We start from the raw sequence: 15,069 nt of genomic DNA, 5'->3' as shown, positions 1-15,069 counted from the left end.
TCTATTTATCTTCAGCGGTTTTCCGCGCTTGTTTTGCGGCGTGGGTAAGGCCAAGTTCGACGGCGGATTTGCCGAATTTGCCGCGAAGCTTGTCGATCGCGAGTTCTGCCTTCTTCCGCCGCCCAGCGGTGGCATCGAGCAAGTCCTCCGGATCGGCTTGAGTTGCATCAGCCAGATCGCTGACGCCGATGCCGATCAGCCGGAACCGGCGGCCGTCGGTTTCTGCTTCTAAAAGTGCAATTCCCGCGTCGAAAATTTTGTCGGCCAGCTGAGTCGGATCGGTGAGATGGCGGGCGCGGGTGATGGTCTTGAATTCAGCTGTCTTCAATTTCAACGTGATGCCCCGGCCGGCAAGGTCTGCTTTTTTGAGCCGGAAAGACACTTTTTCAGACAAATCCCGCAAGATCGGCCTCAAAACCTCAAAGTCGGATATGTCTGTTCGAAAGGTGGTTTCGGTCGAGACGCTCTTGGCGCCGCGCGACGGGGTGACATCCCGGCTGTCGTCACCGTGGGACAGCTTGGCCAGCCGCAGGCCGATAGAACCATATTTGCGGGCGAGCGTATTGGCATCCATTACTTGCAGTTGCCCGATGGTGCGGATGCCGTCCCGTTCCAATTTCTTTTGAAACATCTTGCCGACACCCCAGATTTTCCCGACAGGCATTGGAGCCAGCCGGTCTTTGGCTTCTGCCGCGCCGATGACCGAAAATCCACGCGGCTTTTCCAAGTCCGATGCCAGCTTGGCGAGAAACTTATTCGGCGCCAAGCCAACGCTTGCGGAAATGCCGATGTCGTTTTCAATATCCCGGACAAATTTCGCCAACGTTTCGGCGACGGTTGCGTGATGCAGGCGTTCTGTACCGGTCAAATCAAGAAAGGCCTCATCAATGGAGATCGGTTCAACGAGCGGCGTCAGAGCCTGCATGCGTTGACGGATCTCCTTGCCGACCTTGGAGTATTTTTCCATGTTCGGCTTGATCACGACCGCGTCCGGGCATGCCTCCATCGCCTTGAACATAGGCATGGCAGAGCGCACACCGGAAATGCGGGCGATGTAACAGCAGGTCGAGACAACACCGCGCTGACCTCCGCCGACAATGACGGGCTTGTCCTGCAGCTCCGGATTGTCCCGCTTTTCAACGGATGCGTAAAACGCATCACAGTCGATGTGAGCGATCGATAGCTGGTCGAGTTCAGGATGGTTCAACAGGCGTGGGCTGCCGCAACGTGGGCACCGCGCGGCCTGACCGGGCAGCCGGGTCCCACAATCCCGGCACAGCGCTTTCAGCTCTTTTGTCATTGGCTCACGCGGTCATACAGAGGCGAAGATCCGGCAGTTTCAGCAAAGCTATAAGATAGCCTCGATAAAGCGGCATGTCTCGCGCCAGTCACCGGTCAAGAGATCAATATGGGCCTCTGGCTCTACAGATCTAAGAAACCTTTGATCGGCGATGAATTGAATCTGGACGGCGGACGGGAGGGACGCCTGAACCGAGCGGTGATTGGTTGGGCTGTCGTCAATGAAAACCACCGGATGAGACCGGCCGCCAGAAAGCGCTGCAACAGCTCCGCCTTTGGGGCCGGAATTGGTCAGCACTGGATAAGGGATGCCCAGGCCGCCGAGCAGAGTTTCCCGGGCTGGCTTGTTGTGGGGCCCGGGTAGGTTGGTCAGAAGGACGATGTCCCATCGCTCTGACAATGCCGCCAACATCGTATCAGCTTCCGGAACCATGGTTTGATGCGGGCTGACCTCGTCGAAGAATTTGATGAGATGGGTTTTGACTTGGTCGCCAGGTAAGGGGGCATCGCTGTCATGATGGGCGATGTTTCCCGTCAACCGGTAAGTGTGGTTGAGGAACCGCATCCCGTTGCCGTGAAGATACTCTTCCAGATGGGCGATCATATGGAGGATGACTTCATCGACGTCGCAGATGATCAAGGGGCGGTTGGATGGCGGTAGCGCGCGAATTTGCGCAAGCACTTCTGGAAGCACAGGTGTTGGTTCAGGCATCGTAGTCTTGACCTCCGGCAAGCGCGAAGCGGGCGGCGGCCATCATGGTCGGGCGCAATCCTGCGTTTTCACAAAAGGCGAGCAAGAGGGCTTCGTCCATCATATAAAACTCAAGAACACCGGCCAAAAAGCCGGGTTCACTGGCTGCGTCGCGAATCTGGTCGGGGCCGATCCCGGAAAACGCCAAAAACCGGCCGACCTGTTCCGGGTCCTGGCTCAATTGCACCAGGGCTTGCGTTGCAATTCCCTGAGCCTCTTCAACAGACAATGACTTTCCTTGTATATTTTTCATTGTGTTTTTTTGCCTTTCTGAAACGATTCCGGGTTAGAAAAGATGTAATGCGAACCGGGGATGGGTTCCACAACGGATAAGACGTGAATACGTCATAAAAAAATTGGGACCGGCGAAAGTCGGCGAAGGGCCTGATATATATGGCAAAAACCGTGTTGATCGTGGAGGACAACGAGCTAAACATGAAATTGTTTCATGATCTGCTCGAGGCCCACGGGTTTGGTACGCTGCAAACGAGAACCGGTATCGAGGCGTTAAAATTGGCGCGCGAACACCGTCCCGATTTGATTCTGATGGATATTCAGCTGCCGGAAGTCTCGGGCCTTGAAGTCACGAAGTGGATCAAGGAAGACGAAGAGATTGCGTCAATCCCGGTCGTTGCCGTCACGGCTTTCGCAATGAAAGGGGATGAAGAGCGCATCCGGCAAGGTGGCTGCGAAGCCTACATTTCCAAACCGATTTCGGTTTCCAAATTTCTAGAGACGGTCAAAGGTTTTCTGGGGGAGCCGTGAGCCGGCGAAGGAATGTGTGATTTGGCGTCTCAACAGACGCATTGACTCAACGGAAGCCGGAAAAAGACAATCAAGAAACACAGTGAAAATTGATAGCCGGCTGATCTGCTCGCAATCACGTTAAGGTTACGTATTAATTAAAATTTTCATCTTTCTGTGTGCGGTTCCGGGAATTTATTGCAATTGCACAACAATGAGTTAGTGTACCTGTCGGTTAGGCCTCGCCTGACCGTTCTATTGGTCTGTGATTTTTGTCACTGCGAATAGATACAAGAGTTTCCCCTCGGAGTGCTCAGGTCCGCCGCAACTCCTGGGTCCGTGGGGCAGGTCGGCAGGGAACCGGTCGAAGAGTGGCCTCCTCGAATACCGTGTTCCCGCCGACCACTAATTTTCCTGATAGATCTCGCGTATTTTTGTCTGGTCAGTTGAAGAATATATATATTTTCAATTACCCGGTGTTGTGTGAACTTCCAATTAGTCTTCCAAGGAATTGCTGAAGCGATTATTCAGTATTAACGGTGTATACCATTTATTATACGGCATGACGTTACGTTGCGTGGCTATTGAATAGCCAGCCAGCGGGGCCAGCCATGAAACGTATATTATCATCCTTAAGTGTCACCACCTCAGTTGCGTTGGTTGGTGCTGTTCTCTTGACCGGATCCATGATCGTTGTTGGTGCTATCGTTTATCAGGTAGCGGCCGGGCAGGCGCATTCATCTGCGGCAGCCAAACAAGATGCCAACTTGAGGGTCGCAGCCACAATCTTTGACAAGGAGGTTGAGGGGTCGAAGATTTCCTGGGCCTCAAATGGTGATGTGAAGCGGATTGAGCTTCCGGAGATCCCGGAGTTTTCCGACCATACGATGATTGACTCGATTGGCAGGATGACCGGAGAAACAGCAACGGTGTTTGCCTGGGATCCGGAAAACAAGGATTTTTGGCGTAAATCAACCAACATTATCAAAGGTGATGGAAAGCGGGCAGTTGGAACGCCGCTGGGCAAAAACGGTGCTGTCTATCCAGTCGTGACCAAGGGTGAGACCTTTCATGGTCAGGCGACCATCTTGGGTAAAGACTACTACACCGTCTATCAGCCGATTTTCACGCCCGACAGTAATGTCATCGGTATCCTTTATGCAGGTGTTGAAAAAGCAGCCGTCCAGGCAAATGTGAACGAGCTAATGTCGCGGTTCATGATGCTCGCGCTGCCGGTTGTGATCGTGTCGATTGCTCTGCTTGTTTTTTCCATTCAACGGCAACTTCGTCCTGTCACACGTCTGGCCGGCGTTACTGATCAGATCGCAAATGATGATCTTGCGGTTGAAGTCCCTTACAGTGAGCGGGAAGACCAGATCGGTATTCTAGCAAAAGCACTGGCAACTCTTAAAGCCAGGGCTCATGAGCGGCACGAATTAAGCGATCAGCAGCGACAAACAGAGGCCGCTGCTGAAGGCCGTCAGCAGCGAATGGAACAGCTCATTGATCAGTTCCGGGCCAACATTTCCCAGCTGCTTGATTCTGTTGGCGATACAACCGGCCAGCTGGATGAAACAGCGGAAAATCTCTCCCGCCTGTCCCAGGTGAGCTCTCAGAGGGCTGATGAAACACAATCCTCCTCCGGTGAGACAACAGCAAACGTTCAGACTGTTGCAAGCGCCGCTGAAGAACTGTCGGCCTCCATTTCCGAGATTTCACGGCAGGTTGCACAGACAACGGAGGTTGTCGGCCGGGCAACCGAAGGTACTCGGGTGACCAATGAAAAGGTTGAAGGCCTCGCTGCTTCAGCAACAAAGATCGGCGAGGTTGTTACCCTGATCCAGGCGATTGCGGAGCAAACCAACCTGCTGGCTTTGAACGCCACCATTGAGGCCGCACGTGCCGGCGAGGCGGGCAAGGGTTTTGCTGTTGTTGCTGCCGAAGTAAAGGAGCTGGCGACACAGACATCCAAGGCGACCGAGGAAATCAGTTCTCAAATCACAGCAATTCAGGACGCAACCGACGATTCAGTCAAAGCGATCTCTGAAATTACGGCAATTATGGATGAAGTGAACGCTTACACCAGCACCATAGCAACAGCAGTGCAGGAGCAGGGTGCGGCCACCAGTGAAATCACCCACAACGCGCAAAAAGCAGCTGATGGAACGACTTTTGTTTCAACCAGCATGGGTGGTTTGTCCGAAGCTGTTAATGAAACTTCCGGGTCTGCTCAAAACGTTCTGACGGCGTCCGGGCATTTGTCACAGCGGACAGATGAGCTGAAAACGGAAGTGGAAACTTTCCTGCAAAATGTTGCAGCCGTCTAACCAGTCAATCAATTGATGCAAAAAAACCCGCCGGACACGGCGGGTTTTTAAATTCAGGGTCGGCCTAGATTACTTGATCTTGGCTTCCTTGAATTCAACGTGCTTTTTAGCAACCGGATCGTACTTCCGCTTGACCATTTTCTCGGTCATGGTGCGGGAGTTCTTCTTGGTGACATAGAAGAAACCGGTGTCCGCCGTGGACAGAAGCTTGATTTTAATTGTTGTCGCCTTGGCCATGGCCTTGGATCCTGTTCTCGGTTGTCGGGCAAAGGGTTCGGATGGCCAGATGGCTGGCGGTGAATCTGCCCCAATGTCTGAAATCAGCGCGCAAACTACTCATAGCGACGGGAAAGTCAAGGGGTTCCATGATCGAAGAGGGGCAAAATACCCGCAGAACTCTTAGAACGGCCGCCGATTTTCCCTGCCGATGGCAACAAAGACGTCTCTCACGTCATTGCTGCGGTTATCAGCTCTGCAAAACTACCCTGAATGAGACTGCCGCCGTGCCACAGCTTTGATTTCAACAACTGCTTTCTCGGCAACAAATCCGGCCACCTCGATTGCCGTCCAGGCCGGGTAGGGCTCAACGACGAACTCGCTGCGAACCTTCTTGAAGAGTTCCAGATGATCGCGCAGACCGACATGGTAAGATGTCATTTCCACAAGCGAATTGTACGTCAGTCCGGCCTCCGCCAGCACCAGCCCGATCTTGCGGAAGGCGCTGCGGAACTGCGTTTCCGGGTCGGCAGGAACATCACCGTTTCTGTCGGATCCGGTAAAGCCGGTCATGTAAATGAAGTCGCCGCAGGCCAAGCCCGGCGACATCTGCCAGTTGGAATAGTAGTAGTCCAGTTCCCTGGGAACAATCGAACGGATCGTCATCTGCAGGTCTCCTTCGCACTGGATGGAACTGCGAACCAGAGATTTCAGGGTCAATGATCAACCAACTAAGGTCAACTGATCTCAGATCAATTCCCGTTCAAAACGCCCTTTTTTGAAGAAGTAATAGGGAACCGGTGTCTCCGGCGACAGTTCTGGATCTGCGTTCAAACGGTCTTCCAGATCGGTCAAGATCTTTGTGGTGATGAGCGGCAGTTCTTTCTGGCGCGCCTCCTCGAAGGTCAGCCAGGCACAATCTTCGAGTTCGCCTGAAGGTCCATGTCCGCCAGGAAGTTGGTCTGCAATCGAATCGGCCCAGATGGCCAGAAACCTGGTGTCGAAGCGGCGCGGCCGCTGCGGCGGGGTGATCGCCCTTGCAATCATGCGCATGCCGCCGAGGTCCGGCTGAATCTGCCGGGTAGAAAACTCTTCAAAGCCGGTTCCCAGGCGCAGCCCGCTGTCCGACTTGCGCCCGATAAATATGCCGGCTTCCTCGTAAGTCTCTCGAACGGCGGCAAGCGCAAAAGCACGCACACGGGCGGCCGTCTTGGAGTTTTTCAAGCCTTCAGATAGCTTGGCTTCCACTTGCGGGTGATAGGGCAGAACGTTGGAAATTCGGGAATCGCCTGGATCGACACGGCCGCCTGGAAAGACAAATTTTCCGGGCATGAAGGTGTGCCGCATGTGGCGCCGGCCCATCAGCAGCTTCACGTCACCAGAGCCTGTCCGGTCTAGGATCAACAGTGTGGCGGCGTCTTTGGGACGGATATAAGGATGGTTTCCGGCCTGTTCGTCCTTGTCAAATTTCTCTTTTAGGGAATCGCTCATCTCTAGCTTTCAAGGTGGGCGGATGCTTCGGGGAATTCGTCGTCTGCATCCGGATCAAATCCGTGCATGTAGAGCGCCCACTGTAGCCCCACCAAAGCCCCCTTGATAGGTCTCATAAGGGCTAAAGACAGAAACAGCGTCAGCGGGATCCAGATTGCCATATGGATCCACAGTTCCGGCCGCCAGGCCATTTCCACGATAAGCAAGCCGGGAATGACAATGTGGCCGACAATCGTGATGGTGAAATAGGGCGGGGCATCGTCGGCGCGGTGGTGATGAAACTCCTCGCCGCAATGATCGCAGGCGTGGCGTGTTGTCAAAAAGCCGGCGAACAGCTTTCCTTTGCCGCACGCGGGGCAGGTGTTCATCGCGCCGCGGCGCAAGGCGCGCATTAAAGGGCGTTTGGGTTTTTCCGGAGCCGCGTCAATCGTCTCCTCAACACCGTTCAATTCGTATTTGACCGTCATTACGATTTCCTCCGGCCTTTCCGCGTAGAGGATTTGCCCTTGGCGCCCTTTGTCTTGCCTTTGGGACCCCGGTTGCCACCCTTGGGCGGGCCGCGCCGGGCCTTTGGCATGGCCTTGCGGATCGCCTTGCCGGCAATCCGGCCATGGCTGACCACTTCAAACGTCAAAGCACCGGCAAAAGGTGCTGCGTCCACCAGACGGACTTCAACCTGATCTCCAAGCTGATAGGTTTCTCCGGTTTTGTCCCCGATCAGGGCATGCGCTGCATCGTCATAGCGGTAGTAGTCGAGGCCGATGGTTGAGGCTGGTACGAAACCATCTGCCCCAGTCTCTTCCAGGCGGATGAACATGCCTGACTTCACAACACCGGCGATCCGGCCCTGGAAGGTCGCGCCGACCTGATCGCTCATCCAAAGGGCAATCAGCCGGTCGATGGTATCGCGCTCGGCAAGCATGGCCCGCCGTTCCGCGCCCGAAATCTCACCGCCGATGGCTTCCAGCTTGCTTTCAATACCGTCCGGCAAACCGTCATCGCCCAACCCAAGCGCGGAAATCAGCCCCCGGTGCACGACGAGATCGGCATAGCGTCGGATCGGTGAGGTGAAATGGGCATAGCGGCGCAGGTTCAGGCCGAAGTGGCCGATGTTCTGCGGTGTGTATTCTGCCTGGGCCTGGCTGCGCAGGACAATTTCATTGACGAGATGGGCCTGAGGCGTGTCCTTGACCTTCTTCAAGATGCCGTTGAACACAGATGGGCGCAGGCCGCCAGTGGACGGCAGCTTCATGTCGATAGTGGAGAGGAACTCCTTGAGGTTTTCGAGTTTCTCCGGCGTCGACGCATCATGCACCCGGTAGAGGAGGGACGTCTTCTTCTTTTCCAGAGTTTCGGCCGCGGCAACATTCGCCTGGATCATGAATTCTTCGATGAGCTTGTGCGCGTCGAGGCGCTCAGGCACATAGACATGATCGACGGTGCCGTCGTCCTTCAGCTTGATCTTGCGCTCGGGAAGATCCAGTTCCAGCGGCTCGCGGGCGTCGCGGCCCTTCTGGAGGACGTCATAAGCGGCCCAGAGCGGCTTCAGGATGCCGTCCAGCAGCGTTTCGGTCTTCTCATCCAGAACGCCGTCAATCGCCTTCTGAGCCTGGATATAGGACAGTTTGGCGGCCGAGCGCATTAGCACGCGGTGGAAGGTGTGGCTGATCTTGCGACCGGTCTTGTCGAAGACCATGCGCACGCCCATCGCCGGCTTGTCTTCCTTTTCCCGCAAGGAACACAGCTGGTTGGAGATCCGCTCCGGCAACATCGGGATCACCCGGTCGGGGAAATAAACCGAATTGCCGCGAAGATTCGCTTCCCGGTCCATCGGCGAGCCCGGCGTCACATAGTGCGCGACATCGGCAATCGCCACGTAGGCCACATAACCGCCTTCGTTGTCCGGGTCTTCATCGGCTTCCGCATACACCGCATCATCATGGTCTTTGGCGTCCGGTGGATCGATGGTGATCAGCGGGATCTGCCGCCAATCCTCACGTTTACCAAGTTTGCCGACCGGTTTGGCGCTTTCTGCCTGAGCTTCGACCGCATTCGGGAAGACGTGTGGAATGCCATGGGAGTGCAGCGCGATTTCAGAGACCGCTTTTTCGGAGTTCATCGACCCAAAGCGTTCCACGATCGCAGCCCGCGGGTGACCATATTTTCCAGAGCGTGAGATCTGCACGCTGACGAGATCGCCGTCCTCGGCTTCCTTCATTTCCGCCGGGTCGACATCGAGCTCGCGCTGTTTGCGGTCAATCGGTTCCAGATAGGGCGGGCGGTTGCCGTCGCGCTTGCGCAAGATGCCCAAAATCGCAGCCTGACGCTTTTCAAGAACGCGGATAACTCGAGCCGTGTGTTCCGCTTCAGGTCCGCTATCGGCTTCGGTGAGGCGGATCAGCGCCCGGTCACCAAGGCCCGGTTGGGTGTTTTTTGTTTTGCCCGGCAGGATCAAGATGTTCGGCGGATTGCCGGCCTCTTCGTCCCAATCGACCGGTGTGCCCAACAGATCACCGTCGGCATCTCGCGCAATCAGGGTGGCGACAAACACCGGCGGCAGGTCGCCCGGCCGGATCATGCGTTTGTTGCGCTTTTCGATCAGGCCGTCTTCAGCCAGATCCTTCAGCATTTTCTTCAGGTGAATACGCGCGCCGCCGATGATGCCGAAATGGCGGGCGATTTCCCTTTTGCCTGCCCGCGCGGGATTATCGGCGACAAAAGCCAGAATATCCTCGCGGGACGGCATTTCGCCCGGCACTTTAGCATGGGCTCGTTTTGTGTGTTTGCGCGTGTTAATGCGTTTTGCGCTCAAGTGGCGTCGTCCCAGGGCACCTCTTCAGACGTTGCATCCACCTTGGCCTTGGCCGCCGATTTCGCAGGGGTCTTTTTGGCTGCCGTTTTCTTGGCTGCAGGCTTCTTGTCGGTGCTCTTTTCGTCACCGTCCTTGGCCGCTGCCTTCTTGGTTGTTGTCTTTTTCGCGGTTGTTTTCTTCGCAGCCGCTTTCTTCTTGGTGCCGCCCTTGGCGGCCTTGGCCGCAATCAGCTCTACCGCCTGTTCCATCGTGACGGTCTGCGGGTCGCTGTCTTTCGGCAAGGTCGCGTTGATCTTGCCGTGTTTGACATAAGGGCCATAGCGGCCGTCATAAACGTTGACCGGTCCGCCTTCGGATGGGTGCTCCCCCAGTTCCTTCAGCGGTGTGGCAGCAGCCCCCCGGCGTCCGCCGCCCTTGGCGCGTTTTTCTGCCAAAGCGTCAACCGCACGGTTGATGCCTACCGAGAAGACCTCGTCGGGTGTCGAAAGATTTGCATAGGTGCCATCGTGCAGGACAAACGGGCCATAGCGGCCGATGCCAGCCGTGATCATCTTGCCGTCTTCCGGGTGTTCGCCAACGTCGCGCGGCAGAGACAGCAGCTGCAGGGCTTTTTCAAGATCCATGTCCGCAGCTGACCAGCCCTTTGGCAGCGACGAACGCTTCGGTTTGGCTTCGTTGCCGAGCTGTACATAGGGGCCGAACCGGCCGGTGCGCAGCGACACTTCCAGGCCGGTTTCCGGATCTTCTCCAAAAACCTTCGGGCCGTCGTCAGCTTCGCCTTCGTCGCCGTTCGGCTTGCCGAGCTGGCGGGTGTAGCCGCATTCCGGATAGTTTTCACAGCCAATAAAGGCGCCCCAGCGGCTGACCTTCAAGGAGAGCTTTCCGGTATCACAGGACGGGCATTTTCGGGCGTCTGTGCCGTCTTCCTTTTCCGGGAAGATGTGCGGGCCTAGCAGTTCATTCAGCGCGTCGATGACTTCCGCAACGCGCAGGTCCTTGATCTCATCAACAGAGCCGGAAAACGCAGTCCAGAAATCCTTCAAGACATCCAGCCAGGAAAGTTCACCAGCCGAAATCTTGTCGAGCTGTTCTTCAAGGCTCGCGGTGAAATCGAACTCTACATAACGCTGGAAGAAACTTTCCAGGAAAGCGGTGACGATCCGGCCCTTGTCTTGTGGAACGAGCTGTTTCTTTTCCAGTTCGACATATTCGCGGTCGCGCAGGGTCTGCAGCGTGGAGGCGTACGTCGATGGGCGGCCAATGCTCAGCTCTTCCATCTTTTTCACCAAGCTCGCCTCGGTGTAGCGCGGCGGCGGAGTGGTGAAGTGCTGGGACGACTCGATCGGCTCGGCTTTGCCATCGATGGAGGCTGCGGTCAGCGCGGCGCCCTGATCGACCGCCGGCAGGCGCTTGGAGTTTTCATCTTCGTCATCGTCGCGGCCTTCCTGATAGAGCGCCAGGAACCCGTCAAACCGGACGACTGAGCCGGTGGCCCGCAAGTTGGCGCGTTTGCCGGAACCATCGGCGACGATTTCGATGGTCGTGCGCTCCAGAACGGCCGATTCCATCTGGGACGCCATAGTGCGCTTCCAGATCAGCTCGTAGAGCTTGGCCTGATCCTGATCGAGGAACGGTGCGACATCCTTAGGGCGGCGGGAAAGGTCTGTCGGGCGGATCGCTTCGTGCGCTTCCTGGGCATTCTTTGCCTTGGAGGAATAAGCGCGCGGTTTTTCCGGCACATATTTGCCGCCAAAATCTTCGGTAATGACGGACCGCGCGGCAGCAATGGCTTCCCCGGCGATCGAGACACCGTCGGTACGCATATAGGTGATCAGACCAGAGGTCTCACCGCCAATAGAAATACCTTCATAAAGTTTTTGGGCGACCTGCATGGTGCGCGAAGCGGCAAAACCCAGTTTGCGCGAGGCTTCCTGCTGCAGGGTAGAGGTGGTGAACGGCGCGGCCGGATTGCGTTTGGCGGGTTTTGACGCGACGCTGTCGACGGAGAAGCTGGCGCTTTCCAACATCGTTTTGATGGTTGCAGCTTCTTCGCCGGTTTTGATGTCGAGACGGCCAATTTTTTTGCCGTCAAAGCCGGTGACACCTGCCTGGAAAACATCCCCGTCGGGTGTCTTCATTCCAGCAAAGATCGACCAGTATTCTTGCGGCTGGAATGTTTCGATTTCCATTTCCCGGTCGCAGATGAGGCGCAGAGCGACCGACTGCACACGGCCCGCAGACCGGGCGCCAGGCAATTTGCGCCACAAAACCGGGGAGAGGGTGAATCCGACGAGATAATCAAGGGCGCGGCGGGCCAGATAGGCATCCACCAGCGGCGTATCCAGCTCCCGCGGGTTGTCCATCGCTTCCAGGATGGCCTTCTTGGTGATCGCGTTGAACACCACCCGTTCAATCTGTTTGTCTTTCAGAACCCGCTTTTTCTGCAGGACTTCCAGAACGTGCCACGAAATCGCTTCCCCCTCGCGGTCGGGGTCGGTTGCGAGAATGAGGCGGTCAGCCTCCTTCACCGCACTGGCGATCTCACTCAGGCGTTTTTGAGACTTGCTGTCGACCTGCCAGCTCATGGCAAAGTCTTCGTCGGGTTTGACCGAACCATCTTTGGCCGGCAGATCGCGGACGTGGCCGTAAGAGGCCAGCACCGTGTAATCGGAGCCTAGATATTTGTTGATCGTCTTGGCTTTCGCCGGCGATTCCACAATAACGACGTTCATTCTTACCCAAAAAATTTGTGCCGGAATCGGGAGGTCCGTCCGGAAGAGAAGCGAATTGAAGGCGCAGACGATCACGGATCACGCGCCGCCTGTCAAATGGACCTTTGTGGCTTTCTGGTCAAGCTGTCCGTTTCGCCGATGGGTTATCCACTGACATATATGGGGAAATCCTTTGTCAAAGAAGGAGCGAGATTTTGTTTCCGCGATGCCTTTCGAGGCGCCCGGCAAGCTCAAGTTCCAATAATATGATGTGCACCATACGCGGCGGCGTCCTGGAAAAACGGATCAATTCGTCGAGATCGACCGGTGCCGGACCGAGGGCGGAGATGATGCGGGCGCGCAGGGTGTCATCCGGTTCCTGAGCTGCCGAGAAGAGATCTTTTTCGGGTTCGGAGAGGTCGTGATCAAATGGCAGAACCGGCTCGATCCGGCCGCCCAGCCCTTCCAGAACATCCTCTGCATTGCGGACCAGGGCCGCGCCCTGGCGGATCAAGCCATTGGCGCCCTCAGAACGCGGGTCCAGCGGAGAACCGGGGACGGCAAAGATATCCCTGTTTTGCTCCAGCGCAAAGCGGGCAGTGTGCAGTGATCCTGACTTTTTGGCCGCTTCTATGACGATCACACCAAGGGAAACACCGGAAATCAGACGGTTGCGCCTCGGAAAATCCCGGCCGCGCGGCTTCCAACCGAACGGCATTTCGCTAATTGCTGCCCCACCGTGATGCAGAACGGCGGCAAGTAAGCGGTCATGGTCGTTTGGATAAAGCACATCAATCCCGCCGGCAAAGACGGCAAGGGTGCCCGTTGGCAGAGCCGCTTCATGGGCGGCCGCATCAATCCCCCGCGCCAAGCCAGATGCAATGACGAAGTCGGCCGCGCCCAGGTCACGGGCGAACATGCCGGACAACTTGCGGCCCGAAAGGGACGCATTGCGCGCGCCGACAATTGCCAGTGTCTTGGGGCGGGTGGTCAGTGATCCGCCTTTTACGGACAAAAGCGGCGGCGGGCCATCGATATGACGTAGATGCGGCGGATACTCTGGTTTGCCTAGGGCTATCAGCCGGGCGCCCATTCGGTGATGCGCTTCAAGTTCGGCTTCCGCGTCTTCTGTTGAGCAAAGGCGATAGCTCTTCTTGCCGCCGCGCCGGGAGAGTTCGGGCAGCAGCTGAAGGGCCTGTTCGGCAGATCCTGTGTGGTTCAGAAGGTCTCTGAAAGTTGTCGGTCCGACATTCTCAGACCGTATTAAACGCAACCAGGCAAGACGCTGGGCCTCAGAGAGACGGAGTGTTTTATCGGTGGCCGGGCGGGTCACCCGTCTCCCGGCGCCGGTTCAGACGGCGGTTCTGTCGTGGGCTTGGATTTCTTGCCGATCTTGCTCTCCTGACCTTTGAGAAGACGCCCAATATTCTCGTGATGTTTCGCCCAGAGCAAGAGCGTGAGCACAAGAAACATCTCCGCCAGTTGCACCTGGTTGAAGACAAAATACAAAATGACCGGTGTGGCGGCGGTTGCCGTCAGCGCAGAAAGCGATGAATAGCGGAACAGGAAAGCCATCCCGACCCAGGTCAGCGCCGCGATCAGGAACATCGGCCAGTAAAGTCCCAGCAGAATACCGAGAAACGTGGCAACGCCCTTGCCGCCCTTGAATTTCAGCCAGACCGGGAAGAGGTGGCCAAGAAAGGCGCCAAAACCAGCGATCAAAGCCGTGTCAGGTCCGAACTGGGCAGCAACCAGAACGGCAACCGTGCCTTTCAAGGCATCGCCCAAAAGCGTTGCGGCTGCCAGTTTCTTGCTGCCGGTTCTGAGCACATTGGTGGTGCCGATGTTGCCGGAGCCGATCTTGCGAATGTCGCCATGCCCGCCAAGCTTGGCGAAGATCAGTCCGAACGGAATGGAGCCAAGCAGATAGCCAAAGGCGAGGGCGGCCAGATAATAAGGCCAGGCAAATTCCCAGCTGATCGGATCAGGCATTTTTTGGTGTTTCTTCCCAACTACAAGACCTTGCCGCTTTCGAAAAACGTGATAGCGGCCTTTCGGTACAACTTATAACCTTGCCATCTTGCAGGGCAATTCCAGATTTGGAATTCATGCTAGGCACGAACGGAAACTGGAGAAAACCCTTGAGCCTGACGGAAGTGGATTGGTCGCAATTGCCGGCGCCGGAAGATGACAGCACGGCGGCGCATGTCGAGGGGGCGAGACTGCCGTCGACAGAACTAACGGCTACGGATGGCGGCCGAGTCGATCTGACGGATCTCTCAGGGATCACTGTGATCTACATCTACCCAAAAACCGGGCAACCGGACACTCCGTTGCCAGATGGCTGGGACATGATCCCCGGCGCCCGGGGCTGCACGCCGCAATCCTGCGCCTTCCGGGATCACTTCAAAGAGCTGTCGGCGCTTGGGGCAGAACACATCTTCGGCTTATCAACCTAATCAACAGCCTACCAGTCGGAGGCTGTCGAACGATTGCACCTGCCGTTTCCGCTGTTGTCGGATGAGGATTGTGTCTTTGCCAAGGCTCTTGATCTGCCGTCCTTCGAGGTCGAAGGCCAGACGCTCCTGAAACGTCTAACCCTGATTGTGAGGGACGGCATTGTGATCAAGGCCTTTTATCCGGTGTTTCCGCCCGACCGGAACGCTGCCGATGTCATAGCGTGGCTGGAAGACAACCAAGCCTGACATCGATCGGAAG

At 56.4% G+C, this 15,069-nt stretch carries 13 protein-coding genes and 1 pseudogene; 3 read left to right on the top strand and 11 right to left on the bottom strand.

Annotation, left to right across the window (positions count from 1 at the left end):
• Position 1 precedes the first annotated feature (1 nt).
• The 3 genes from ACOOFE_RS15295 to ACOOFE_RS15285 are packed head-to-tail and all read right to left on the bottom strand — an operon-like array spanning position 2 to position 2,303.
• Positions 2-1,300 (bottom strand): DNA polymerase IV, encoded by a 1,299-nt coding sequence (locus ACOOFE_RS15295; protein ID WP_420410850.1) that lies wholly within the window; start codon positions 1,298-1,300, stop codon positions 2-4.
• Between the two features lie 48 nt (positions 1,301-1,348).
• Positions 1,349-2,011, bottom strand: coding sequence for a hypothetical protein (locus tag ACOOFE_RS15290; protein ID WP_420410849.1), 663 nt, complete (start codon positions 2,009-2,011; stop codon positions 1,349-1,351).
• Positions 2,004-2,303: a DUF3572 domain-containing protein gene (locus ACOOFE_RS15285; RefSeq protein ID WP_141187117.1), complete on the bottom strand. Its 300-nt coding sequence runs from the start codon at positions 2,301-2,303 to the stop codon at positions 2,004-2,006. The genes ACOOFE_RS15290 and ACOOFE_RS15285 overlap by 8 nt, the downstream gene beginning before the upstream one ends.
• A gap of 140 nt (positions 2,304-2,443) precedes the next feature.
• Between ACOOFE_RS15285 and ACOOFE_RS15280 the strand changes: the two genes are divergently transcribed.
• Both ACOOFE_RS15280 and ACOOFE_RS15275 read left to right on the top strand, forming a co-directional pair.
• Positions 2,444-2,815 carry a response regulator gene (locus ACOOFE_RS15280; RefSeq protein WP_141187116.1) on the top strand — a complete coding sequence of 124 codons (372 nt, stop codon included), beginning with the start codon at positions 2,444-2,446 and terminating at the stop codon, positions 2,813-2,815.
• 590 nt (positions 2,816-3,405) lie between these two features.
• Entirely contained in the window at positions 3,406-5,121 is a 1,716-nt protein-coding gene (locus ACOOFE_RS15275; protein ID WP_420410848.1) for a methyl-accepting chemotaxis protein, read from the top strand.
• A 69-nt stretch (positions 5,122-5,190) separates the two neighbouring features.
• On the opposite strand, the gene rpmG is transcribed toward ACOOFE_RS15275, so the two are convergent.
• The 8 genes from rpmG to plsY form a co-directional block, all read right to left on the bottom strand.
• Entirely contained in the window at positions 5,191-5,358 is a 168-nt protein-coding gene (gene rpmG, locus ACOOFE_RS15270; protein WP_008192710.1) for a 50S ribosomal protein L33, read from the bottom strand.
• Positions 5,359-5,601: 243 nt separating this feature from the next.
• Positions 5,602-6,003, bottom strand: coding sequence for a RidA family protein (locus ACOOFE_RS15265; protein ID WP_420410847.1), 402 nt, complete (start codon positions 6,001-6,003; stop codon positions 5,602-5,604).
• Between the two features lie 81 nt (positions 6,004-6,084).
• On the bottom strand, positions 6,085-6,828 hold the full coding sequence (locus ACOOFE_RS15260; RefSeq protein ID WP_420410846.1) for an NUDIX hydrolase: 744 nt from the start codon (positions 6,826-6,828) through the stop codon (positions 6,085-6,087).
• A gap of 2 nt (positions 6,829-6,830) precedes the next feature.
• A complete protein-coding gene (locus ACOOFE_RS15255) occupies positions 6,831-7,295 on the bottom strand; it encodes a DUF983 domain-containing protein (RefSeq protein WP_420410845.1) in 465 nt (154 codons plus the stop codon).
• Entirely contained in the window at positions 7,295-9,574 is a 2,280-nt protein-coding gene (gene rnr / locus ACOOFE_RS15250) for a ribonuclease R (RefSeq protein WP_420415588.1), read from the bottom strand. Before rnr ends, ACOOFE_RS15255 begins: the two co-directional genes overlap by 1 nt.
• 62 nt (positions 9,575-9,636) lie before the next feature.
• Positions 9,637-12,372: a type I DNA topoisomerase gene (gene topA, locus ACOOFE_RS15245; RefSeq protein ID WP_420410844.1), complete on the bottom strand. Its 2,736-nt coding sequence runs from the start codon at positions 12,370-12,372 to the stop codon at positions 9,637-9,639.
• Positions 12,373-12,547: 175 nt separating this feature from the next.
• Positions 12,548-13,684: a DNA-processing protein DprA gene (gene dprA, locus ACOOFE_RS15240; protein ID WP_420410843.1), complete on the bottom strand. Its 1,137-nt coding sequence runs from the start codon at positions 13,682-13,684 to the stop codon at positions 12,548-12,550.
• Positions 13,681-14,343 carry a glycerol-3-phosphate 1-O-acyltransferase PlsY gene (gene plsY / locus ACOOFE_RS15235; protein WP_420410842.1) on the bottom strand — a complete coding sequence of 221 codons (663 nt, stop codon included), beginning with the start codon at positions 14,341-14,343 and terminating at the stop codon, positions 13,681-13,683. The genes dprA and plsY overlap by 4 nt, the downstream gene beginning before the upstream one ends.
• A gap of 116 nt (positions 14,344-14,459) precedes the next feature.
• On the opposite strand from plsY, the pseudogene ACOOFE_RS15230 reads away from it, so the two are divergent.
• Positions 14,460-15,056, top strand: a pseudogene (locus tag ACOOFE_RS15230) (peroxiredoxin).
• Positions 15,057-15,069 lie beyond the last annotated feature (13 nt).

Source organism: Roseibium sp. (assembly GCF_965216085.1).
Taxonomy (GTDB): domain Bacteria; phylum Pseudomonadota; class Alphaproteobacteria; order Rhizobiales; family Stappiaceae; genus Roseibium.
The sequence above is the reverse complement of the archived record's forward strand: the minus strand, read 5'-3'. Positions and strand labels throughout refer to the sequence as shown.

Excerpts from the sequence above, each read along its gene's own strand:
- ACOOFE_RS15290 (WP_420410849.1), bottom strand. The coding sequence starts at position 2,011 with ATGCCTGAACCAACACCTGTGCTTCCAGAAGTGCTTGCGCAAATTCGC.
- ACOOFE_RS15255 (WP_420410845.1), bottom strand. The coding sequence starts at position 7,295 with ATGACGGTCAAATACGAATTGAACGGTGTTGAGGAGACGATTGACGCG.
- rpmG (WP_008192710.1), bottom strand. The coding sequence starts at position 5,358 with ATGGCCAAGGCGACAACAATTAAAATCAAGCTTCTGTCCACGGCGGAC.
- ACOOFE_RS15280 (WP_141187116.1), top strand. The coding sequence starts at position 2,444 with ATGGCAAAAACCGTGTTGATCGTGGAGGACAACGAGCTAAACATGAAA.
- topA (WP_420410844.1), bottom strand. The coding sequence starts at position 12,372 with ATGAACGTCGTTATTGTGGAATCGCCGGCGAAAGCCAAGACGATCAAC.
- ACOOFE_RS15285 (WP_141187117.1), bottom strand. The coding sequence starts at position 2,303 with ATGAAAAATATACAAGGAAAGTCATTGTCTGTTGAAGAGGCTCAGGGA.
- ACOOFE_RS15265 (WP_420410847.1), bottom strand. The coding sequence starts at position 6,003 with ATGACGATCCGTTCGATTGTTCCCAGGGAACTGGACTACTACTATTCC.
- ACOOFE_RS15295 (WP_420410850.1), bottom strand. The coding sequence starts at position 1,300 with ATGACAAAAGAGCTGAAAGCGCTGTGCCGGGATTGTGGGACCCGGCTG.
- ACOOFE_RS15260 (WP_420410846.1), bottom strand. The coding sequence starts at position 6,828 with ATGAGCGATTCCCTAAAAGAGAAATTTGACAAGGACGAACAGGCCGGA.
- plsY (WP_420410842.1), bottom strand. The coding sequence starts at position 14,343 with ATGCCTGATCCGATCAGCTGGGAATTTGCCTGGCCTTATTATCTGGCC.
- rnr (WP_420415588.1), bottom strand. The coding sequence starts at position 9,574 with ATGCCGTCCCGCGAGGATATTCTGGCTTTTGTCGCCGATAATCCCGCG.
- ACOOFE_RS15275 (WP_420410848.1), top strand. The coding sequence starts at position 3,406 with ATGAAACGTATATTATCATCCTTAAGTGTCACCACCTCAGTTGCGTTG.